The organism is Enterococcus pingfangensis, from assembly GCF_005405205.1.
GTDB lineage: Bacteria > Bacillota > Bacilli > Lactobacillales > Enterococcaceae > Enterococcus_A > Enterococcus_A pingfangensis.
Genome location: NZ_BJDP01000005.1, coordinates 170,736 through 194,046, shown reverse-complemented (window position 1 = coordinate 194,046; position 23,311 = coordinate 170,736). Strand labels below are relative to the sequence as shown.

At 40.6% G+C, this 23,311-nt stretch carries 21 protein-coding genes; 18 read left to right on the top strand and 3 right to left on the bottom strand.

The features are described from left to right. The 3 genes from dnaB (at nucleotide 1) to FFM63_RS03915 (ending at nucleotide 3,839) form a co-directional block, all read left to right on the top strand. The gene (gene dnaB, locus FFM63_RS03925) at nucleotides 1–1,362 is read left to right on the top strand and encodes a replicative DNA helicase (protein ID WP_137609024.1); all 1,362 of its coding nucleotides are present in this window, start codon (nucleotides 1–3) and stop codon (nucleotides 1,360–1,362) included. A gap of 242 nt (nucleotides 1,363–1,604) precedes the next feature. Beyond that, entirely contained in the window at nucleotides 1,605–2,897 is a 1,293-nt protein-coding gene (locus FFM63_RS03920; protein WP_137609023.1) for an adenylosuccinate synthase, read from the top strand. A gap of 75 nt (nucleotides 2,898–2,972) precedes the next feature. Continuing rightward, the gene (locus tag FFM63_RS03915; protein ID WP_137609022.1) at nucleotides 2,973–3,839 is read left to right on the top strand and encodes a DegV family protein; all 867 of its coding nucleotides are present in this window, start codon (nucleotides 2,973–2,975) and stop codon (nucleotides 3,837–3,839) included. A gap of 167 nt (nucleotides 3,840–4,006) precedes the next feature. Here FFM63_RS03915 and FFM63_RS03910 read toward each other — a convergent pair whose 3' ends face one another. Beyond that, nucleotides 4,007–5,626 carry an ABC-F family ATP-binding cassette domain-containing protein gene (locus FFM63_RS03910; protein ID WP_137609021.1) on the bottom strand — a complete coding sequence of 540 codons (1,620 nt, stop codon included), beginning with the start codon at nucleotides 5,624–5,626 and terminating at the stop codon, nucleotides 4,007–4,009. Nucleotides 5,627–5,764: 138 nt separating this feature from the next. Between FFM63_RS03910 and FFM63_RS03905 the strand changes: the two genes are divergently transcribed. Next, a complete protein-coding gene (locus tag FFM63_RS03905; protein ID WP_246033280.1) occupies nucleotides 5,765–6,142 on the top strand; it encodes a PTS sugar transporter subunit IIA in 378 nt (125 codons plus the stop codon). A 38-nt stretch (nucleotides 6,143–6,180) separates the two neighbouring features. Here FFM63_RS03905 and spxB read toward each other — a convergent pair whose 3' ends face one another. After that, a complete protein-coding gene (spxB, locus tag FFM63_RS03900) occupies nucleotides 6,181–7,902 on the bottom strand; it encodes a pyruvate oxidase (protein WP_137609019.1) in 1,722 nt (573 codons plus the stop codon). Nucleotides 7,903–8,226: 324 nt separating this feature from the next. On the opposite strand from spxB, the gene FFM63_RS03895 reads away from it, so the two are divergent. Then, a complete protein-coding gene (locus FFM63_RS03895) occupies nucleotides 8,227–9,045 on the top strand; it encodes a ZIP family metal transporter (protein WP_137609018.1) in 819 nt (272 codons plus the stop codon). A gap of 360 nt (nucleotides 9,046–9,405) precedes the next feature. Here the strand turns inward: FFM63_RS03895 and FFM63_RS03890 are convergent, their stop codons facing one another. Then, nucleotides 9,406–9,600 (bottom strand): hypothetical protein, encoded by a 195-nt coding sequence (locus FFM63_RS03890; RefSeq protein ID WP_137609017.1) that lies wholly within the window; start codon nucleotides 9,598–9,600, stop codon nucleotides 9,406–9,408. 265 nt (nucleotides 9,601–9,865) lie between these two features. Between FFM63_RS03890 and FFM63_RS03885 the strand changes: the two genes are divergently transcribed. The 13 genes from FFM63_RS03885 (at nucleotide 9,866) to srlA (ending at nucleotide 23,258) form a co-directional block, all read left to right on the top strand. Then, nucleotides 9,866–10,438, top strand: coding sequence for a TMEM175 family protein (locus FFM63_RS03885; RefSeq protein WP_137609016.1), 573 nt, complete (start codon nucleotides 9,866–9,868; stop codon nucleotides 10,436–10,438). A 224-nt stretch (nucleotides 10,439–10,662) separates the two neighbouring features. After that, nucleotides 10,663–11,340, top strand: a complete 678-nt coding sequence (locus FFM63_RS03880; protein WP_137609015.1) for an HAD family hydrolase — start codon at nucleotides 10,663–10,665, stop codon at nucleotides 11,338–11,340. Further along, complete coding sequence (locus FFM63_RS03875; RefSeq protein WP_137609014.1) at nucleotides 11,333–11,740, top strand: DUF4809 family protein; 408 nt, start codon at nucleotides 11,333–11,335, stop codon at nucleotides 11,738–11,740. The genes FFM63_RS03880 and FFM63_RS03875 overlap by 8 nt, the downstream gene beginning before the upstream one ends. Before the next feature lie 226 nt (nucleotides 11,741–11,966). Next, the gene (locus tag FFM63_RS03870) at nucleotides 11,967–13,415 is read left to right on the top strand and encodes an aldehyde dehydrogenase family protein (protein WP_137609013.1); all 1,449 of its coding nucleotides are present in this window, start codon (nucleotides 11,967–11,969) and stop codon (nucleotides 13,413–13,415) included. A gap of 422 nt (nucleotides 13,416–13,837) precedes the next feature. Further along, complete coding sequence (locus FFM63_RS03865; RefSeq protein WP_137609012.1) at nucleotides 13,838–15,913, top strand: BglG family transcription antiterminator; 2,076 nt, start codon at nucleotides 13,838–13,840, stop codon at nucleotides 15,911–15,913. Then, the gene (locus tag FFM63_RS03860; RefSeq protein ID WP_137609011.1) at nucleotides 15,913–16,386 is read left to right on the top strand and encodes a PTS sugar transporter subunit IIA; all 474 of its coding nucleotides are present in this window, start codon (nucleotides 15,913–15,915) and stop codon (nucleotides 16,384–16,386) included. The genes FFM63_RS03865 and FFM63_RS03860 overlap by 1 nt, the downstream gene beginning before the upstream one ends. Nucleotides 16,387–16,403: 17 nt before the next feature. Then, complete coding sequence (locus tag FFM63_RS03855) at nucleotides 16,404–16,691, top strand: PTS sugar transporter subunit IIB (protein ID WP_137609010.1); 288 nt, start codon at nucleotides 16,404–16,406, stop codon at nucleotides 16,689–16,691. Between the two features lie 267 nt (nucleotides 16,692–16,958). Further along, the gene (locus tag FFM63_RS03850; RefSeq protein WP_137609009.1) at nucleotides 16,959–18,227 is read left to right on the top strand and encodes a PTS galactitol transporter subunit IIC; all 1,269 of its coding nucleotides are present in this window, start codon (nucleotides 16,959–16,961) and stop codon (nucleotides 18,225–18,227) included. Between the two features lie 112 nt (nucleotides 18,228–18,339). Then, the gene (locus FFM63_RS03845; protein ID WP_137609008.1) at nucleotides 18,340–19,398 is read left to right on the top strand and encodes a zinc-binding dehydrogenase; all 1,059 of its coding nucleotides are present in this window, start codon (nucleotides 18,340–18,342) and stop codon (nucleotides 19,396–19,398) included. Nucleotides 19,399–19,553: 155 nt separating this feature from the next. Beyond that, the gene (locus FFM63_RS03840; protein WP_137609007.1) at nucleotides 19,554–20,354 is read left to right on the top strand and encodes an SDR family oxidoreductase; all 801 of its coding nucleotides are present in this window, start codon (nucleotides 19,554–19,556) and stop codon (nucleotides 20,352–20,354) included. Nucleotides 20,355–20,374: 20 nt separating this feature from the next. Then, nucleotides 20,375–22,228 carry a BglG family transcription antiterminator gene (locus tag FFM63_RS03835; RefSeq protein ID WP_137609006.1) on the top strand — a complete coding sequence of 618 codons (1,854 nt, stop codon included), beginning with the start codon at nucleotides 20,375–20,377 and terminating at the stop codon, nucleotides 22,226–22,228. Beyond that, nucleotides 22,225–22,704, top strand: coding sequence for a transcriptional regulator GutM (locus FFM63_RS03830; RefSeq protein WP_137609005.1), 480 nt, complete (start codon nucleotides 22,225–22,227; stop codon nucleotides 22,702–22,704). Before FFM63_RS03835 ends, FFM63_RS03830 begins: the two co-directional genes overlap by 4 nt. A 2-nt stretch (nucleotides 22,705–22,706) precedes the next feature. Then, the gene (gene srlA, locus FFM63_RS03825) at nucleotides 22,707–23,258 is read left to right on the top strand and encodes a PTS glucitol/sorbitol transporter subunit IIC (protein WP_137609004.1); all 552 of its coding nucleotides are present in this window, start codon (nucleotides 22,707–22,709) and stop codon (nucleotides 23,256–23,258) included. Nucleotides 23,259–23,311 lie beyond the last annotated feature (53 nt).

Here is a 23,311-nt window from a genome sequence, read left to right as displayed (position 1 = left end):
ATGAGCGAAATGTTACAAGATCGTGTGCCACCCCAAAGCATTGAAGCCGAACAAGCGACGCTAGGCTCTATTTTTTTGGAGACTGATGCTTTGATTACAGCCATGGAGTACATAGTTCCAGAAGATTTTTATCGTCGCGGTCATCAATTGATTTTCCGCAGTATGATTCAATTAAATGATCGCAATGAAGCGATCGATGTCGTAACGGTTAAAGAATTGCTAGAGCAGCAAAATCAGCTGGAAGACGCTGGCGGCTTGAGCTACTTATCTGAGCTAGCTTTGAGTGTTCCAACCGCAGCGAATGTAGGCTATTATGCCAAAATCGTCGAAGAAAAATCGTTATTGCGAAATTTGATCCAAACAGCTACGAATATCGTGACCCAAGGATTTGAGCAAGGAGACGACGTACAGACCATTTTAGATACTGCCGAACGGGATATTATGGAAGTATCGGAACGCCGCAACAAGAGCGGTTTTTTGACCATCAGCGAGGTGCTGAACACCGCGATCGAAAATATCGATCAGCTAGCGCGAAACAATGAAGAAATCACCGGCTTGCCGACGGGTTACGCGGCACTGGATAAAATGACCGCTGGTTTGCAAGCGGAAGAATTGATCATCTTAGCGGCGCGGCCTGCGGTAGGGAAAACGGCGTTTGCTTTGAATATCGCGCAAAATGTCGGAACGAAGACGGATAAATCTGTTGCTATTTTCAGTTTGGAAATGGGGGCAGAGTCGTTAGTCAACCGGATGCTTTGTGCGGAAGGTTCGATTGAAGCGAGCCATCTCAGAACCGGGCAATTGTCTGAAGAAGAATGGCAAAACTTGATCGTTGCGATGGGAAGTTTGTCCCGTGCGAATATTTTTATTGATGATACACCCGGTATCAAAATTTCTGAGATTCGGGCGAAATGCCATAAATTAGCAAAAGAAAAAGGCAACCTTGGATTGATTTTAATTGATTATCTGCAATTGATTGAAGGAACAGGTCGCGAAAACCGGCAGCAAGAAGTTTCTGAGATCTCACGGCAGTTAAAGAAGCTAGCCAAAGAATTAAAAGTACCGATCATTGCATTGTCACAGCTTTCTCGTGGTGTCGAACAGCGTCAAGATAAGCGCCCAGTATTAAGTGACATCCGTGAGTCTGGATCCATTGAGCAAGATGCCGATATCGTCGCGTTCTTATACCGTGAAGACTACTACGAACGTGAAGGCGAAGAAGAGGAAGAATCGACCGCCAACCGGAACGTGATTGAAGTGATCATCGAAAAAAACCGGAGCGGAGCACGGGGAACCGTCGAGTTGCTCTTTATCAAACAATACAATAAGTTTTCTTCGTTATCACCTAGAGAAGAATTTTAGCGCAAGTTTTGAACTTGCGCTTTTTTTTGTTTATTTTGCGTTTTATCGGTACAGTCTCTGGCTCTTAAAAAAAGCTTATCGCGGCGGGTCTTCACCAGATTTATCCAATAATCTAAAAATAATGTTCGTGATTTACTCGTTTTTTTCATATATATTATTTTAATATTCGAATTTTAATTGAAGTATTAGGCTATTCTTGATACAATGATTCAGGATTAAATAAAATTGAATGAGGTGTTCAGATGTCATCTGTAGTAGTTGTAGGGACGCAGTGGGGCGATGAAGGTAAAGGAAAGATCACAGACTTTTTGAGTGAGAATGCAGAAGTCATTGCTCGCTACCAAGGTGGAGACAATGCAGGTCATACAATCAAATTTGACAATGAAACATATAAATTGCACTTGATTCCTTCAGGGATCTTCTACAAAGAAAAGATCAGTGTTATTGGGAATGGTGTTGTAGTCAACCCGAAATCATTAGTGACAGAACTGGCGTATTTACATGAACGCGGCATTGTGACGGATAATTTACGAATCTCTGATCGCGCGCACGTGATTTTGCCTTACCATATCAAGTTGGATCAATTGCAAGAAGATGCAAAAGGCGAAAACAAGATTGGTACAACGATCAAAGGGATCGGACCAGCTTACATGGACAAAGCTGCTCGTGTCGGTATCCGGATTGCCGATTTATTAGACAAGGAAATTTTTGAAGAACGCTTGAAAATCAATTTAGAAGAAAAGAATCGTCAATTCGTTAAAATGTTTGATGATGAAGCATTGAACTTTGATGATATTTTTGAAGAATATTATGAATACGGCCAACAAATCAAAAAATATGTAACCGATACTTCAGTTATTTTGAATGATGCGTTGGATCATGGCAAACGTGTATTGTTTGAAGGTGCCCAAGGGGTTATGTTAGATATCGATCAAGGAACATATCCATTTGTTACGTCATCTAACCCAGTTGCCGGCGGTGTAACGATCGGTAGCGGTGTCGGCCCATCGAAGATCGATAAAGTTGTCGGTGTCTGTAAAGCCTACACCTCACGTGTTGGTGATGGACCTTTCCCAACAGAATTATTTGATGAAGTTGGTGAACAGATCCGTGAAGTTGGTCATGAATATGGAACGACAACTGGCCGTCCGCGTCGTGTTGGCTGGTTTGATTCTGTTGTTATGCGTCATTCTAAACGTGTTTCAGGCATTACCAATCTTTCTTTGAATTCAATCGATGTCTTGAGCGGATTAGAAACGGTCAGAATTTGTACCGCTTATGAATTAGACGGTGAATTGATTTATCACTATCCAGCAAGTTTGAAAGAATTGAATCGCTGCAAACCAGTTTATGAAGAATTACCTGGCTGGAGCGAAGATATTACTGGTTGTCGTGATCTAGCAGATCTGCCGGAAAATGCGAGAAACTATGTTCGTCGTGTTTCTGAACTTGTCGGTGTTCGGATCTCAACGTTTTCTGTCGGTCCCGATCGGACACAAACAAACATTATGGAGAGTGTTTGGGCACAAATCTAACATATTGTGAGACAAGCAACCAATTATCTAGTAAAATAGATTTACTATTAAGTGGGTATTTGGAGGACTTTAAAAATGTATCAGATTCTGACAGATTCATGTTGTGATGTGCCTTATGAATTACTAGAAGAAAACAACGTTGATTTTATTTCAATGCATGTTTCGATCGGCGGTACTGAATTCGCTGATGATTTAGGGCGTCATTTTAAAATCACTGATTTTTATCAACAAATCAAAGATGGAGCGATGCCGACAACTTCACAAGTGAATGTTGGCCGTTATGTCGAATTTTTCCGCAGTTATGCGGAGAAAAACATCCCGATTTTGTATATTTGCTTCTCTTCTGGTATGAGTGGATCATACCAAAGTGCGATGCAGGCAGTTGCGATCTTGAAAGAAGATTTGCCAGCGGCAGAAGTCTACGTAGTCGATTCGTTAGCTGCCAGCGGCGGTGAAGGTCTGATGGTTTATGAAGCGGCTCAGAAACAGCAAGCAGGAATGTCTCTGACCGATTTGTACGAATGGCTGGAAGAAAACAAACTGACTTATCATCATTGGGTAACTGTCGATGATTTGAAACATTTGCAACGCGGCGGGCGCATTTCTAAAACGAGTGCCGCAATCGGCGGATTGATGAATATCAAGCCGATCATCACGGTTGATGTTGAAGGTCGATTGCAAAATGTTGAAAAAGTGCGGGGACGCAAAAAAGCGTTGCAGTTAGTTGCTGACAAAATCAGCGAAGCAACGAAAGATCCCGCAAACCAAACGATTTTTATCACCACTAGTGCTGACCAAGAAGGGGCAGAAGAAGTGAAGCGCCACTTAGAAGAAAGTATCCAGCCAAAAGAAGTTCGGATCTTTCCTTTAGGCACGACGATCGCCAGTCATACAGGACTTGGCTGTATCGCAGTCTTTACTCGCGGTGAAAAACGCAATTAAAAAGAAACAGTTGTGACTGAAGTGGACAGCTTCAAGAAATAAGCAGGAATTTTCGAAAACTGTTTCTCAAATTTTTGTGAAATTTCGGCTGATTTCCAAAGAAGCTGCTGGAACACCGTTTAAACGAAAAAGGCTATGACAAAAATTTTTGTCATAGCCTTTTTTGTTTAATACAATTGACTCAATTGTTTTTGAACTTCAGGATTTTCTAAGAATTCATCGTACGTCGTTTCAGCACGATCCACGACACCATTTTCAGAAATCGCGATGATACGGTTAGCGATCGTTTGGATAAATTGATGGTCATGGGAAGCAAATAAAAGCGAACCTTTATAAGAAATCAAGCCATCATTCAATGCTGAGATCGATTCTAAGTCTAAATGATTTGTTGGATCATCTAAGACTAAGACGTTTGATTTTGACAGCATCAATTTTGATAACATACAACGAACTTTTTCGCCACCGGATAAGACGTTGACTGGTTTCATGACTTCGTCGCCAGAAAACAACATCCGGCCTAAGAAACTGCGTAAGAAAGTATTGTCGTCTTCTTCTTTGCTGGCATATTGACGCAGCCAGTCGAGGATCGGCATCGTGTTATCGAATTCTTTCGTCGTATCTTTTGGCAAGTACGCTTGACTAGTCGTTACTCCCCAGCGGATCGTACCTGTATCGGGCTTAAGATCGCCCATGATGACTTTGAACAAGGTCGTCGTCACTAAGTCGCTTTCAGCGATGAACGCCACTTTGTCGTCGCGATTCAACGTAAAAGAGATGTTGTCAAGAATCTTCTTGCCGTCGAGTGTCACACTGACATTGTCCACTTGCAATAAATCATTGCCAATTTCTCGTTCTGGTTTAAATTGAACGAATGGGTAGCGGCGAGAAGAAGGTTGAATATCATCTAGTGTGATTTTATCCAACATTTTCTTCCGAGAAGTCGCTTGTTTTGATTTTGATGCGTTGGCGCTGAAACGAGCGATAAAGTCTTGCAATTCTTTGATCTGCTCTTCTTTTTTAGTGTTTTGCTGTGATTGTAATTTTGCTGCTAATTGGCTTGATTCCAACCAGAAGTCGTAGTTGCCGACATATAATTTGATTTTGCCGAAATCAAGGTCGGCCATGTGCGTACACACTTTGTTTAAGAAGTGGCGGTCATGGGATACGACGATCACGGTATTTTCAAAATTGATCAAGAATTCTTCCAGCCAGTTGATTGATTGGATGTCTAAGCCGTTCGTTGGTTCGTCTAACAAAAGAACGTCGGGCTTACCGAAAAGTGATTGCGCCAAAAGAACTTTGATTCTTTGTCCGGCAGTCAATTCACTCATTTTTTGTTGATGCAAATCTTCAGGAATGTTCAAGCCTTGTAATAGGACAGCTGCTTCAGGCTCAGCTTCCCAGCCGTCTAGCTCGGCAAATTCGCCTTCTAGTTCAGCTGCGCGAATACCGTCTTCGTCAGAAAAATCTTCCTTCATATAAATGGCGTCTTTTTCTTGCATGACTTGGTATAAACGTTGGTGGCCCATGATGACTGTTTCCATAACAGTGTATTCTTCAAAGTCAAAATGGTTTTGTTTCAACACAGCCATTCGTTCGTTCGGACCCAAAATAACAGAGCCGGTCGAAGGCTGGATATCACCTGCTAAAATCTTAAGAAAAGTTGATTTGCCGGCACCATTTGCACCAATCAACCCGTAACAATTGCCGGGAGTGAATTTAATATTTACGTCATCAAATAATTTACGGTCAGGAAACTGTAAACTAACGTCACTTACTGTAATCAATGATTTTCCTCGCTTTATCAGTATTGGCTTAAGGCCTCTTTGCATTATATCGGGGAACATCTGAAGTTTCAAGCTTCCTTAAGAATTTACTTGCAGTTTAAAATAGGATAGACTGGAAAATTGAAGGGATGTGTCAGTATGATTGGGATAGTAATCGCGACCCATGACCATTTAGCAGACAGTTTGTTGAAAACAGCTGAAGCTATTTTGGGTGAGCAAAGCTATGTAAAAACAGTAAATATTGATCCTGGGGCAACAGGGCTGCAAAAAAAAATTGAAGATTTGGCTAAAGCTTTATTGACGGAAGTCGATGAACTCGTTTGGTTAGTAGATATGTTCGGCGGTACACCATTTCGCTATGCCAGCTATTGTGTGATGAATGATTCGCGGCAAGCTTTAGTGACTGGAGTCAATTTGCCGATGGTCTTACAAGCCTTAGTGAATCGCGAGCTGTCAGCTGAAGCGTTGACAAAACAGTTAGAATTAGAAACAAAACAAACGATTCGGAGAATGTAAAAGGAGCTATGACAAAGTCTGTCACAGCTCCTTTTATTTTATTTCAATAATTCTCGCAAAGTCGGCATGTCATGAACTTGGTATTTTTCTTTGAATGCAGTGATTTGTTCTGCTGAGAATTTTTCTGGTTCTAATTCTAAAGCTTCGACCGGCAATGGCCGTTCATCTTTGATTTTGACATCAATCACGACCGGACGTTTGCTTGCTTTAGCAGCAGTGAAAGCTGGTTCTAATTGACTGTATTCAGTGATCGTGAAGCCGTCAGCACCTAGCGCTTCACCGACTTTACCAAAATCCGCTCCTTCTAGAAAGACACCGAATTTTTGTTGTTCCGTATCTTCTTGTTCGGCTTCGATAAAACCAAAAGCATTGTTAGAAAAAACAACGTTGATGATTGGCAAATCATATTTTACTTGTGTGATGATATCTTGCATTTGCATTGCAAAGCCGCCATCGCCGCTGAATGTAAAGACTTGTTTGTTTGGATAACTTAATTGGGCCGCGATTCCGCCAGGCACACCATTGCCCATCGTCGCAAACCAGCCGGAAGTAGTAAATTGCTGCTCGCCGTTCATTTCTAAGTGGCGGATCGCATTCAAGGTAACATTGCCCACATCGGCAACATAGACGGCATCTTTTTCAGCGATACGATTGACTTCTTTAAAGACAGGTTCCGCGCGCAATGGCGTCGAATCATCATTGTAGAAGCTCTTGCGCCAAGCATGCCAGTTGCTGATGTTTGCTTGATTGGCTTTCAACCAGTCATCGGCTGGGCGAGCTTTTCCAAGTTCAACCCACCGGCGAAGCGCTGTCGCGCCATCCCCTAAAACAGAGTAATCGACAGGATGACGCCGGCCGAATTTTGCTGCATCAATATCGACTTGGATAAATTTCGCATCGGGATTAAAGAAGTAACGGCCAAATGGAAAATCGCTGCCGACAAATAGAATCAAGTCTGCCTCAGCTAGTGCTTCATTTGCTGGTTTCGTTGCTACTCGTGCCGCAAAGCCTAAAAAGTTTTCGTACAGATCTGTAATGATTCCTTTGGCTAAGACGGCTGATGCAACCGGCATTGAAAAATGTTCGGTGAATGCTTTGACCGCATCAAATCCGCCGCGAACGCCTTGACCGATATAAAGTACTGGTTTTTTAGCCGCTTCGATCAACGGCAGCGCTGCTTTCAAATCTGCTTCAGCCGGAAGAAGTACGCCGGTCTTATGATTTTTCGCAGTCGCAATCTCCGCCTCTTCAATTACTTCAAACCCAAAATCGACGGGGATAGTAACGACGGCAACCCCTTTTTGCTGGTACGCCGCTTTGATCGCCTCATCGATTACATGCGGCAAACTTTCCGGAGTCATTACCGTCCGATTGTACACGCTGACATCTGCGAACATCGGATTTTCATTTAATTCTTGAAAAGCATTGTAGTTCATCGAAGTGGAAGGGACTTGTCCTAACAAAGCTAAAAGTGGGACATGGTCCATTTGTGCATCATAAAGACCATTGATCAAATGACTAGCACCAGGACCCGCAGAACCAAAGACCGCTCCGACTTTACCAGTCAATTTTGCATCCGCCGCCGCCGCAAGTGCTCCGGCTTCTTCATGGCGAACTTGGATATATTTGATTGATTCACGTTCGTGATAAAGCGCATCCATCGTTGAGTTGAAAGAACCGCCGGGAATTCCATAAATATGATCGATTCCCCAAGCTTCTAAAACTTTGACCATTGCAACGCCTGCATTAATTTCTGACATCATCTTCACTCACTTTCTTTTTGTAAGTTTCATATTAAAAATTATAACGTGTCTTAAAAAAACCGGCAAAGAAAGTGTCTCGGAAGAAAAAGTTTACAGGTATACCTAAAATATGATAAAGTTAGTACGAACAAAACGGTTTCAGGAGAAATTTTAGCTGATTTTATTACTTATTCTAAAATAATCAATAAAACCGGCTGCAATTGAATCACTACTCCTAAGCTGAGTTACTAAAGTAATCAATTAAAAAAATGTGTCATGGAGTCATCAGATCAAATTTTCTGTAATAATCAATAGTAGAATAATGAAAATTAGGAGGACGTTATGATTGGGTGGTTATTAGGTTTAGCGGCTTGGCAGCAGGCACTGGTGGGAACACTGTTTACTTGGGGGATGACGGCATTAGGTGCCGCGTTGGTCTTCTTCTTTAAAAATATCAACCGCAATGTCTTAAACTTGATGTTAGGTTTTGCTTCGGGTGTAATGATCGCAGCTAGTTTTTGGTCATTATTAGACCCAGCGATCGCAGCCGCAGAAGAGAACGGTTCGATTCCGTGGCTAGTAGTTAGTTTAGGCTTTGGATTAGGCGGACTGTTTTTATACATCGCAGATAAAACGATTCCCCATATGCACTTTGGACCGAATAAAGAAAAAGAAGGCTTGCCAAGTCATTTGAAACGGACGATTTTGCTAGTGTTTTCGATCACCTTGCACAATATTCCGGAAGGGTTAGCAGTCGGAGTGGCATTTGGGGCTGCAAGTGAAGCAGCGAATCCAGCGGTGGCAGTTTTAGCAGCGATCTCTGTTTCATTAGGGATTGGGATCCAAAATTTCCCAGAAGGCGCTGCAGTCTCGATTCCTTTGCGACAAGAAGGTTTGAGCCGAACAAAGTCTTTCCTTTATGGCCAAGCATCCGGCCTAGTAGAGCCAATCGCCGCTGTGATTGGGGCGCTGCTAGTAACTAGTGTCGAACCGCTCTTGCCGTATGCACTATCGTTTGCAGCGGGTGCTATGATCTATGTGGTAGTGGAAGAGTTGATCCCAGAAGCGCAAGCAACAACAGACAGCAAACATCATTTCGGTGTGTTTGGTGCGATGACCGGTTTTATTATTATGATGATCCTAGACGTTGCACTGGGATAAAGAGTCTAATTAGCTGGAAACCTTGATACATGAGGCTTCCAGTTTTTTTGTTTAATAATAGAAAGTCTAAGACAGTTAAAAATATTTTTTATGCAGCAAAAAAGTAATTTTACAATGACTCAAAGTAATCAAAAAATCCTGCTAGTATGTGAGGCTAGCAGGGAGATAGTCAGCTGATAAAAAAAGGGTGCCAGTCACCGAAGCAACTGGCAAAAATGAAAAAGATTATTTGGGATGAACATAATATAATAGCCGAAGCTTAATTGAAGCTTAAACGGATCTGAATAAATCGCAGCTCAGATGAATAGTAAAAAAATCGTAGACAGCATCGGCGAAAAGCCCACTGTCTACGATTTTTGATTAATAAGTCCGTCTGCGGTGTTTGGTCAACCATTTGACCAAGAAATAGGCTACGGCTAACGGAATAGCGATCTTGAAAAATAATTTGATCAAACCTGCGAGTACCGGCCCAACAATACTTAAAATCAAGCTGCCGACTAAAAAGAAGCCAATAACAGCTAAAATTCGGACAACTAGAGGATATTCTTTCATCATTTTAAATTCCTTCTTTCCATTTGTTTAACTGAATCTAGTTTAGCAAATTGTTTTTTCATTTACGTCCAACTTAAGACGTATTTATGCTCAGTTTTCTCCTGATTAAAGTTAGGAATCAGCATTAATTAATGAGAAACGACTGATAAGCCCCCAATAGTACAGTATTATCCTTGATATTTTACATTTTTTTTTGTTTAATAGAAGCCGTAGAGGAAACTTATTTTTTGTTAGTAACATTGGAATAAAAAAGAGTTAGGAGAAAAAAATGTCAAAATCACGAATAGAAGCGTTTACCGACGCGGTCATTGCGATCATTATGACGTTGCTCGTTTTGGAACTGCATGAACCTGCTTCAGCGGAATGGTCAGCTTTTTTGGTTATGAAACATAAGTTTATTGTCTATCTGATCAGTTTTGTTAGTTTGGCGATTTATTGGAACAATCATCATCATCTCTTTCAAGTAGTAAAAAAAGTCGACGGCTGGGTATTGTGGGCCAATAATTTTTTGATTTTGATGATGACCATGTTTCCGTATGCGACAGCTTGGGTCGGCAATTATCCCTTTGATTGGGCGCCGCAAGCTTTATATGGACTGATCATCTTAGGGACCGATTTTGCTTATTATTTACTAGTCCGAGCATTGGTTCGCGCGAATGGAAAAGATTCCCAGATCGGCCAGATGTTCAGACATTATCCTAAATTGTATTTAACCATCGGTTTAGCCATCGTAGCGCTGATTTTAGGCAAGCTGATCGCTCCGATCGCGGTATTGATCGTCAATGTTTTGATTTTATTGATGTGGTTTATTCCGGAAAAGGCAATTGAAAAAATATTATAAAACGGCTAGTGTTGCAAAAAATTAATTAACACATGGAATGCTTGAACGCTCCTTGAAGCGCAAAAAAGGTTGTGAGAAATCACAGCTTTTTTGTTTGGGAAAATTTAGAAGGAGTTAAAGTACGAAGCAATAGAACAGGTCAGCGGAAGTCTTTTCGCTAGAAGGCTACCCACTTTTTGAGATCTATGGTAGAGTTTAAACAAATACTTGTATGGAGGAATGGAATGTTAGCAGCGATTATTTTCGATATGGATGGCGTGTTAGTCGATTCAGAATATACGTATTTTCAAAGCAAATCACAGATTTTAAAAGAAGCGGGTCATGAAGTAGCCGAAAGCTACCATTTTCAATTTATGGGAACAACTGGCGAGTATATGTGGGAGCAGATGAAACAAGAATTTTCATTGCCTTTATCCGTACCAGAATATGTTCAGCAAATGACGTCTTTGCGCCAAGCGATGATCGAACGTGACGGGATCAAAGTCATTCCGCATGTGCAGGAATTTGTTAAACGATTGCATGAAAGCGGATTAAAATTAGCGGTAGCTTCCTCTTCTTCGTTAGCAGAGATCAAAATAAATTTGGCAGCGATCGGGTTGATCGAGTATTTTTCAGAAGTCGTTAGCACTGAAGAAGTGGCGCATTCAAAACCCGCACCAGATGTCTATTTAGCGGCCGCCAAACGGTTAGGGGTAGAGCCTGAAAAGTGTTTAGGGATTGAAGACACGAAAAACGGTACGGGCGCTGTTTCTAATGCCGGAATGGTTTGTGTCGGCTTTGCCAACCCAGCGTTTCCTAAGCAAGATTTAGCTTTTGCAGATCAAGTCATAACGACTTTTGCTGAGCTGGATGCGAAAGCGCTCAGTACTATTTATCAGAAAGGAAGAGAGCAGCATGGCTAAAGCAGCAATTTCCAGTAGCGCTTTTTTAGTTGATGGCGGGTGCAATGCCTGCAAGATGCAAAATACGGAGACATTCACTATTCATTTTGAAGACCGCTTGTCTGAAGTGCTGGATAATTTTGATGTTCCGTCACTTGTCCAAACGCTTGCCCAGAAAAATGGGTGGCGGGAGACAGTCATTCCGACTGGGATCGGGGAAGAGACGCTCGTTTTAAAAAAAGGCAGCGACATGATCGAACCTAAACGGCTTGGGGATCAAATCGTTTATCAAGCAGCCGCACAACGAATTCAAACAAAACAAACATTTGAAGACAACGACCAATTGTTTGATCAAGTCAATCAAATTTTAGCGCAACTGTTCAAGATCGAACCTTACGAAATCAAACTAGCAGTTGATTAGCGAAGTTATGAGCTTCAAGCAATTTCAGCTTGTTTCTTGAAGCTGGAACACTAGTTATTTAGCAAAAAGGAGCTGTGACAATTTTTGTCACAGTTCCTTTTTGCTTTACTGAAGAAAAAAACTAATTGTTGCTAAATTTATTAAGGTCGACCGATCCTAGCAAGCCTATTTTTTGCTTTTTATTGAAAACGTATTCTATGATAAAAAGATAGGAGGGATGGAAACTATGGAAAGACAGTTCGACAAGCAGTTTATTGGCGGCAAATGGAAGCCAGGCAATGATTTAGATCAGGTGAATGAAGATAGAAATCCGTATACTCAAGAGACGCTCACTACGATCCAAGGTGCAAATACCCAAGATGTTAATGAGGCCTATCAAGCCGCTCAAGAAGCGCAAAAAGAATGGATCGCCAAAACACCTAAAGAACGCAGTCAAGTAATAAAAAAAGCGGCGGCTTTGATCGAAGCGCAGCAAGCTGAAATTATGGAATGGCTGGTCAAAGAAGGCGGCGCCACAAAAATCAAAGCCGGACTTGAAGTCAATTTGGCAAAAGGCATCACCGAAGAAGCGGCTAGTTTTCCGCTGCGGATTGAGAGCCGAATCTTGCCGACAAGCAGCGGCACAGAAAGTTTTGTGATGCGTCGGCCGGTTGGTGTCGTTGGAATCATCAGTCCTTGGAATTTTCCTTTTCATTTGACGATGCGCTCATTAGCCCCTGCGCTTGCTGCGGTGGTCATCAAGCCGGCAAGTGACAGTCCGGTGACCGGCGGCCTGCTGCCAGCTAAAATTTTTGAAGAGGCTGGTGTTCCGCAAGGCTTGGTGAATGTGACGATCGGTAGCGGCAGTGAGATCGGGGATTATTTTGTCAGCCATCCCATTCCTAATTTCATTTCCTTTACCGGTTCGACACCCGTCGGAAAAAATATCGCCAGTCATGCACTGAGCGGAAAAAGGATCAAACAAGTGGCCTTGGAATTAGGTGGAAATTCTCCATTTATCGTATTGGCAGACGCTAATCTGGATGAAGCTGCCCATGCGTTGGTCGTCAGCAAATTTATGCATTCCGGTCAAATTTGTATGGCTGCCAATCGAGCCATCGTAGTGGAAGCGGTCTTTGACAAGTTTGTTGCTAAAGTAGTGGAGCGAGTAAAAAAATTAGTTGTTGGAAACCCTGCCGATACGCAGACGATCATCGGTCCGATCATCAATCAAAAACAAACGGACCATATCGAAGAGATCATCCAGCAGGCCCAATCAGCCAAAGCTGAATTTTTAGTAGAAGGAATGATCAAAGGTCAGGTCGTAGAGCCGTTCGTTTTAGTTTCAGAAGATCCAACACTAACAGTTTTTCATGAGGAAATTTTTGGTCCAGTCCTGCCGATCTTAAAAGTAAAAGACACAACCGCCGCGATCACAGCAGCAAACGACACTGACTACGGGTTGTCCAGCGCCCTGTTCACCAGTGATTTAACTAAAGGTAGGATGTTAGCCAATGAGTTGGAGTCCGGCATGTGTCACATTAATGGATTGACCGTTGCTGATGAACCCAACGCACCATTCGGCGGCGAAAAAAATTCTGGGATTGGACGGTTCAACGGTGAATGGGTATTAGAAGAATTCACCCGTGTTCAATGGGTGACAACCAAAACCGGGAAAAACCAGTATCCATTTTAAATTATCGTTGAAAAAGGTATCAATGGGATCATGACGTGTAAAAAAAAGAGACTGAAGGATGAATTATTCGTCCATTTCAGTTTTTTTTTCGGATTATTTAGCGTTTAGACCTATGCTAAAGCTATTTTTACTGTAAAAATGAGAAAGTCTCGTTTACATAAAAAACAGACAAATAATGAGACTACTGATAGAATAAGTAGAAAATAAGAGAATCAAGTTGCATAATACGTAGTAAAAAATAGGAATGTAAGGATTCTTTATTGCTGCTATTCAAGCATTTCTTATTTCTGCTTATTTTTTTTGTGAAAAAAAAGTATCTGTCAGCACCAGGTTGCATAAAAAACACTGAATTAATTGTGAACAAATAAGCTAGAATTGTAAGCGTTTTTCATTTAAATTTAAGAATGTAAAGAGGGATAAGGATGAACTTAGAAGAACGAACTAATCAGATTTTTGTTGAGTTAATCAACAATCCGCAGATCACTAGTAAAACATTGTGCGAGAAATTCGACTTGACGCGTGGGCAATTGAATTACGCGTTGAAGAAGATCAATGATTCTTTACTAGATGAAAAGTTGAGTGAGATTAAACGAACAAAAAACGGTCACTTTCTCATCGCAAATGAGATTCTCTCAAATTATAAGGGTGGTGATGAACAGCTCGGGGAATCAACAGAAAATTATGTTTTTTCTGGTAAAGAACGAGCGTCCATAATTGAATTGATGTTACTTAGCAAAGAAGATTATTTATCGCTGAATCATTTTATTGATGAATTGAATGTTAGCCGCAACACTGTGCTACGGGATTTGAAAGAAGTCACGCAGCAGTTGCAGAAAAATCAATTGGTCTTGAAATATACTCGTCAAAAAGGGTATTTCATTCAAGGAGATGAGTGGAACAAACGCAATGTCCTTTCTGATTTATTGAACAATTTAGCGGCGATGTACAATGGGATCAATTTTATTAGCCAATTTGCCAATATTGATTTGCAGCAGATCGAAGTCTTTCGCAAACGCGTGGAGTTAGTAGAAGAAGAGTTGAAAGTCCAGTTTACAGACGAACGACTAAAAACCTTACCGCTATTGATCATTTTAGTGATTCGACGGGCGCAAAAAGGTAAGTTGATCTCTTACAGTTTTAAAGTCAATTATCGCGAACTTGCAGATACGAAAGAATATTTAGCTGCTGATCGGGTCATTTGGGATGTTGATGGTTTAAGTGAAAATGAACGCGTTTACTTAACGATGCTGCTGCTGACGACCAATCTTTCCCGCGGTGATATTTTATCGGTGAAAGAGATCAATAAAATGAAAGAAGCTTTAGAACAAGTCATCGCAAATTTTGAACAGATCGCTAGTGTCAGCTTAGAGGAAAAGGAAAAATTATTAGAGCGATTGCTTGTCCACATGCGTCCAGCTTACTATCGCATCAAATATCGCTTGAATCTGCAGGCACAATATTATCAAGAAAATAAAGATGCCAATTTATTTTCACTATTTTATTTAGTCAAAGAAGCCAGCGGGCCGTTGGAAATCTATTTTGAGCAACCAGTTCCAGATGCGGAATTATTTTTCATTTCGCTGTTTATTGGCAGCCACATCGTGGAGAGCTCAGAAATCGTCCATCCGGAAAATCGGAAGCAAGCAATCGTCGTTTGTCCGAATGGGATCTCAATCACGGTTTTATTGGAAAACACATTGAAAAATTTATTGCCGGAAATTGATTTTGTCACATCGATGTCAGCACGTGAATTTTATCGGAATGATTATGATGTAGACTTCGTTTTCTCAGCGGTTCCGTTAAAAACGGAAAAGAAAGTTTTCGTCGTGAACAATTTTTTATCAGAACAAGAAAAGCGGCAATTAAGAGAACGTGTGTTACGTTCGACAGCGATCATTCAGACGGAGATCGTTACACCGGAGAAAATCTTGGCAGTGGTAAAAAAACACGCGGTCATCGCGGACGAAATGAGTTTTTATGACGAATTGCTAAGCCTGTTTGCACCAAAAGAATCTAAAATCTTGGAAAAGAAACGGCCGCATTTGATCGATCTTTTAAAAGGAGAAACGATCCAAATTTTTGAAGAAGCGATCAGCTGGTCAGAAGTTTTAGATGCATTGGCGCAACCGTTGGAACGGCAACAAGTTATCACGACAGATTACGTGCAGACGTTGAAAAAAGAAATGCCGTTACCGCCAGCCTATACCGTTTTACGTCATAAGATCGCGTTGCCGCATACAGTAGCTGAGGCAGGAGCAATCGGTGTAGGAATCAGTTTAGGACTGGTGAAAAAAGGAATTCTCACTGAAGATGGCAAAAAAATCCATACGGTGATTTTACTCGCTTCAAATGATAAAGAGGAACACCTGGATTTGATTTTTGAAATGATGAGTTTAGCAGGTGCCGATGAGTTGGCACAATTAGAGAAGGCAACAACGAAAGAAGAAATTCGGGAATCGTTGATCGATTTCAACGATGAGTATTGGAGGGCAAAATAATGACAGAAACGACACTAAGTTCATATGTGAAAGAACCGTTAGTTTTCGCACAAGAGAACTTTTCTTCAAGTGATGAGTTGTTTGAACAAGTTAATCAAAAAGCCTCAGACCTAGGGTGGGTCCGAGAAGACTTTTTAGAACGGATTAAAAAACGGGAAGAAACTTTTCCTACCGGTATTCAATTAATGAATTTCGGCGCGGCGATCCCGCATACTGATGCGGAATGTGTGTTGGAAGAATTTGTAGCAGTAGTGACTTTGCAAGACCCAGTAGCTTTCAAAAGCATGGAAGACAACAGCAAGCAAGTGGAAGCTCAGATCGTCTTTGTATTAGGACTGAATCAACCCCATGCGCAATTAGAGATGCTGCAATCGTTGATGGGATTATTACAAAATGAAGCAGTTTTATCAGAATTATTATTAGCGACAACAGCGACTGAGTTAATCAGCACGATCAAAAACAATCAATTATAAAAAGGGAGAGAAATATTATGAAACCAATTCGCGTATTAGTAGCATGTGGAGCAGGAATCGCAACATCAACGGTAGTGATGAAAAAAGTCGAGGAATTATTCGCTAAAAACAATTTGCCGGTAGAGATTACACAAATCAAAATTTCAGAAGCAGCCGGAAGACAAGACAGTGCAGACATGTTGATTTCAACAACAATGTTGCCAACACAATACAAAATTCCAGCAATTTCTGCGATGGCATTTTTAACAGGGATCGGAACAGAAAAAATCGAAAATCAAATTCTTGAAGTAGCTAAAGGAATTTAATAACTTTGGATAAGGCGCTAGTTCATGAGTTTCAAAGCACGTTCGTTTATCTGTAAGCGAATGTCTGCTGCTTGGCGACTAGCGCGATTTTCTAATGCTGTTTTTTACAGTTGACGCAGCTGGGAATAAAGATTTTGAATAAGACGAAGTACAGCGTAATTGATGTACGGGAAATATTAGTAACATTTGAAGATCGTTTGCTGGATAGTTGAACAACAGCAAGGTCTTTAGAAACCTAGACTAAAACGAATTGGGAGGAAGGAATTTATGGATAGTTTAATGAACGCAGTACAGAGTGTTTTAGGTGCTGGCGCAAGTGTTATGCTGCCAATCATTATCTTCATTGTTGGGATTATCTTTAGAGTTCCAGTTAAAAAAGCAATTATTTCAGGGATCACTGTAGGTATCGGGATGATCGGGATCAACTTGGTCATCAATGTCTTGACCACAAATGTAGGTCCAGCAGCACAAGCGATGGTTGAACGGTTCGGATTGAACTTGACGATCATTGACGCAGGCTGGCCAGCAGTCTCAGCCGGGACATGGGCGCAACCAATCGCGGCTGTAATGATTCCAGTCATTTTAGTGGTAAATTTGATCATGTTAGCATTGAATCGGACCAAAACACTAAACATCGATATCTGGAACTACTGGCACGTTAGTTCTGTAGCAGCAACTGGTTATATTGTAACAAAAAGCTTTTTCTTTGGCATCTTATGCGGCATCTTATTCACGATTATCATTCAAATTATCGCGGATAAAACAGCACCAAAAGTTCAAGAGTATTACGGATTAGAAGGAATCAGTATCACAACCGGTTCTGCTCAAGGTTATGCTATTTTGGCATTACCAGTTGGCTGGTTAGTCGATAAAATTCCTGGTATCAACAAATTAGACGTGAAACCAGAAACAATTCAAAAACGTTTTGGTATTTTTGGGGAACCAATGATCATGGGTATTATCATCGGGATGTTCCTTGGCTTGCTAGGCGGTTATGACTTTATTGGCATTTTACAAATGGGAATGAACATGGGCGGTGTAATGTTCTTGATGCCACGGATGGTAAAAATCTTGATGGAAGGTTTGATCCCAATTCAAGAAGGCGCACAAAAATTATTACAAAGCCGTTATGGCGATCGCGAAATCTATCTAGGAATGGATGCAGCTTTAGCAACCGGTTCACCCGCAGCATTATCGACAGGTCTTTTGATGGTACCGATCACATTGTTCTTAGCTGTCATTTTACCAGGAAACCGTGTATTGCCATTTGGTGACTTAGCAACGATTCCATTCTTTGCAGCTTTAGTTGTACCTAGCCGTAAAGGAAATATCTTGCACTCAGTTATTTCTTTGACTGTCGTTATGGCTTTAGCATTATTGATGGCGACTGATTTTTCACCAGTTATTACTGAAATGGCGCAAGGAATCGTAAAATTCCCTGACGGCGCAGCTCAAATCACAAACTTAGACACTGGCGGTAACTTCTTGAAGTGGATCTTCTTGAAATTCTCAGAATTAGTTGCACAAGTGATCTAATCTTTGGCGAATAATTACAAAAACAAAAGGCATTTAAATTTAAAAAAATAGTAATCAAAATAATTTTTTCGATAAAAATTATTTTCCTTAATATGAATGAGGAGAGACAGAAATGACGAAAATGATGAAGGGCGTTTCAAAACAAGAACCAGGATATGACAAAATGGCATTTATCGATCTGCCAGTTCCCACAGCGGCAGAAGACAAAGTCTTGATTAAAGTTGCTTACACCGGTATTTGCGGTTCAGACATCCATACTTTTAAGGGCGAATATAAAAATCCTACCACACCAGTTGTGCTGGGTCATGAATTTTCCGGTGAAGTTGTTGAAGTCGGCGATAAGGTAACCAAAGTCAAAGTCGGTGATCGGGTAACAAGTGAAACTACTTTTTATGTTTGCGGCGAATGTGACTACTGTAAAGAAAAACAATACAATTTGTGTCCGCACCGTAAAGGAATCGGGACGCAGCAAAATGGCTCGATGGCAAATTACGTATTGGCACGAGAAGAAAGTATCCATCTATTGCCAGACCATTTAAGTTATGAAGGTGCTGCGATGAGTGAACCATTGGCTTGTTGTGTCCATGCGATGTATCAAAAAAGCCATCTAGAACTAAAAGATACAATCATTATCATGGGACCTGGTCCAATCGGCTTATTCCTGTTACAAATCGCTAAAGAAATTGGTGCTTTTGTCATCATGACAGGGATCACTAAAGACGCTCATCGCTTAGCTTTGGCTAAAAAACTTGGCGCAGATATCGTAGTCGACACAATGAAAGAAGACTTAGCAGCGATCGTCAATGAAGTAACAGACGGTTACGGTGTTGATAAAGTGTACGACGCATCAGGAGCTGTACCAGCAGTTAATGCCAGCTTACCATTGCTCCGCAAACAAGGACAATTCGTCCAAGTCGGTCTGTTTGCTAATAAAATGGTGGACTTAGATACTGAATCGATTATCCAACGAGAAATTGAGTACATTGGCAGCCGGTCACAAAATCCTTACGATTGGCCAATCGCGATCCATCTATTAGCCAAAGGCGCGATCAATATCGATGAAATGATCACGAAGAAATACCCATTAACAGAATGGCGTGAAGCCTTTGATAAAGTAATGGAAGGCAATGAGATCAAAGTAATGATCGAATCCAATCCTGGAGAATTCTAATTAAATTAAGAAAGCTATACCAGAAATTCTGGTATAGCTTTTTTTCTTTTCACAAATTAGTCTCTCTTTTTTTTTAATGACAAAAAAAAGAGTGTATTAATCATTTTCGGAAAGCGCTTTATACTTGGTTTGTAAATAAGAGGAGGGAACAATGAATGTCAGATTGGTTAGACATTGCAGGAAAGAAAGTAATCGTAACGGGAGGTTCTTCAGGGATTGGCGCTAGCATTATTGATGAGTTGTTGGAGCAAGGTGTAGCGGTAGCGAATTTTGATCTTCAAGAAGGTAAGCAGGCTCATGAGAATCTGCATTTTTACCAAACAGATATTTCGGATCGTCAACAAGTAGAAGAAAACGTGGCGCGAGTCATTAAAGATTTAGGTCAGATCGATGGTTTAGTGAATAACGCGGGAATCAATGTGCCGCGGTTATTAGTAGATTCAGCTGATCCGCATGGAGAATTTGAATTGTCAGATGCAGTCTTTGATAAAATTATAGCCATCAATCAAAAAGGCGTATTTTTAATGACTCAGGCCGTTGTGCGCAACATGGTGGGAAGAAGCGAAGGCGTCATCATCAATATGTCATCTGAAAGTGGGCTCGAAGGTTCAGAAGGTCAGAGCCCATATGCCGCAACAAAAGCGGCAGTTAATAGTTATACACGTTCTTGGGCAAAAGAATTAGGCAAAAAAGGAATTCGCGTAGTGGGAATCGCTCCGGGTATTATGGAAGAAACAGGCTTGCGAACGGTAAAATATGAAACAGCATTAGCCTATACCCGCGGAATCAGTGTTGATGATTTGCGTAAAAATTATAGCAAAACAACTACCATCCCGTTAGGCCGCAGTGGAAAACTCAGTGAAGTTGCCGATTTGGTATGCTATTATCTATCTAACCGGTCTAGTTATATTACTGGTATTACAACCAATGTTGCTGGAGGAAAAACTCGCGGATAAACAGAAGGTGGGGTAACAAGATGGCATTGATCAATCGCTGGTATCAATTACTGCAACATTTTATTACCCAAGATTATTTGAGTTTAGAGGAATTGCAGAAAATAACTGGTACGAGTGCTCAAACCACCAAAAAAACGATTCAATTATTAAACGATCAGATGGAATGTACGGCAATGATCGAAGAAAATAACGCAATTTATTCATTGAAAATAATCGACTCTCAACAATTTTCAGAGATCATGAATGGAAGTTTAAAACAACAAACAGATTTTAATTCAAGTACGAAGCGAATGGCTGTTTTGATCGATTGTTTTATGAAACAAACCGATTATATCGTAATTGATGATCTATCTGAAATTTTAGGAGTTAGCCGATCGACGGTAAACAAGGATTTAAGTCATCTAAAAAAAATTATGAAAAGCTATCAGGTCTCTTTAATTGGTACACCTAATAAAGGACTATTGATGGATGGAACGGAAGCACAGCTGCGCATATTGTATTTGCATCATGCTTACGATTACTTGAAGCAGCCGAATTTGAGTGAGGAATTATTACGCCAAATTGATTCAATCGCGTTGGATAAAAAATTAGATTTCCGAACCTTGGGTTTGATGAAAAAAACAATAACTTTGACTATTCAACGGATTCGTTCAGGCAATGCTCTTGCACAAAGTGTTCCTCATTATATCAATTATTTTGAAGGTGACCCGCTGCTAGAAGACTTGTTTGTCAGTTTGGCGACAGAATATAGTTTGACAATCAGTCAATTTGATTTTGACTTTCTATGTTTTCCACTGAATATTTTTAATAATAATTTAGTACTTGAAACAAAAGCCGATAATACCGAAGTGAAAAAAGTGTTTCAATTCATGATGGATCAGATCAATGCAGCGGTCCTTATTAATTTGGATCAAGCAGAATTGTTCATTAATCTGCGTACTCATTTCATGTTTTTAATCAATCGGTTGATTTTTCAAGTAGAGACGTATGATATCTTTCACGAGGAATTCAAGCAAAAACATGCCTTTGCTCATGAACTGGCAGAATTAGGAATCAATGCTTTGGCACAATTTTTACAAAAGCCAAAGCAAATTTCAGAGATCTCTTACTTGGCGATCTATTTTGAACTCGCATTAAAATCTGATAATCAGACAAAGATGAAAGAAATCGCCGTCGTCTGCAATACAGGCAAAGGAACAGCATTGATGATCAAACGTCAACTAGAGACCGTCCTAGGTCCCAACATTCGAATCTCGCATTATTCTGAAGAAGAATATGAGACCAAGGATCTGGATCGTTATTTTGCAGTTTTTACCACGGTTCCATTGAAGCATACAAAGGCGACGACCGTAGTGATCAAGCTGACAGATTTGTTCAATGAAAATTGGCTGCTGAGCGAGTGGAAACGGATCGTTGCGACGAAAGCAGCTATTTTTGATCACATTCAGATGAACTTCATGCAGCTGGATAAGCAACTTTCTTATGAAGAAAATCTAACAATGATGTTAGATGAATTAGTAATCAAGCAGAAGGTCGATGAGACATTTAAAAGTTATATTTTAGAAAAGGCTAAAGAAGAATCTGCCGTAATCGGGAATGGAATCGCTTTTCCTCACGGAATCAATCATCAGATCGAAGAAATTTTAGTAATGATTGGAACCTATGCAGAAGGCTCTTCTTTGGAAGACATTGAATTAGTTTTTTTAGTGGCGATTCCGGAAAATTTAACACTCGCTATGGAAAAAGAATTATTGAGTTTTTATGATACGATCTTTGTTATTTCAGCAAATGATACGCTGCGAAAAGAAGTCAAGCAAATCAATAATAAAGAAGATTACTGTCAGTTAATTGTGGAAGGAGACGGGATCAAATGAACATCATCGTTTTAGGAGTTATTGCCATTATTGCTTACATTTTTCAGATTTTGTTAGGAATGAAGCAAATCAAAAATTTTAACACAGTCTATATCAGGATGAAACGTAAAGGAAAAGTGGCTATTGGCCGCCGACCTGGAAAAATTGCTTCGGGAACGATTTTATTATTAGGCGTTTCAGATAAGGGAATCATTCAAGAAGCAGAGATGATGCAAGGAATCTCCGTAGTGGCTCGGTTTAAAGCGCGTCCCCAATTTGTCGGGATCGATATCCATCAATTAATGGAGTCAGCTATCTTAACAAAAGAGAATAAATTGACGCGTCAAGCAGCAGAAAATGCACAAAAGGTCTATTTAGCAGTTGAAAAGGGAAATTATCAAGAAACGAAACCTATTTCTCCACTGATGAATCTAGGGACGCAGTTATCGTTGATGAAACATTCGATTCAAACAAAATTTACTAAAGGACGTGTATAAGAATGGATTATATTACAAAGTTTGCGGAAGGATTTATGAGTCTCTTCCAAACCGGAGCAGAAACCTTTATTAGTTGGATGACTGGGATCGTCCCCGTTGTTTTGATGTTGATGGTTGCCATGAACACACTGATCGCCTTTTTAGGAGAAGAACGTGTAACGAAAATTGCTAAAGCGTCTTCTAAAAATCCATTTACTCGCTATTTGATTTTGCCATTTGTTTCCGCTTTTATGTTAGGAAATCCAATGTCTTTCACTATGGCTCGCTTTTTACCAGAATATTACAAACCAAGTTATTACGCTTCCCAAGCACAGTTTTGTCATACGAGTAATGGTGTTTTCCCTCATATCAATCCCGGTGAATTATTTGTTTGGATGGGGATTGCCCAAGGAATCACTCAATTAGGTCTAAACTCGATGGAACTAGCCATACGCTATATGTTTGTTGGGATCGTAATGAACTTTATCGGCGGCTGGGTAACAGACTTCACGACAGCATTCGTTTGCAAGCAGCAAGGAATCGAACTAAGCAAAGAAGTTAAATTAGTCGACTAATACGACCTATGACGTTGTATCCAAGATAAAAAGTAGAGAAGAATCTATTAGGA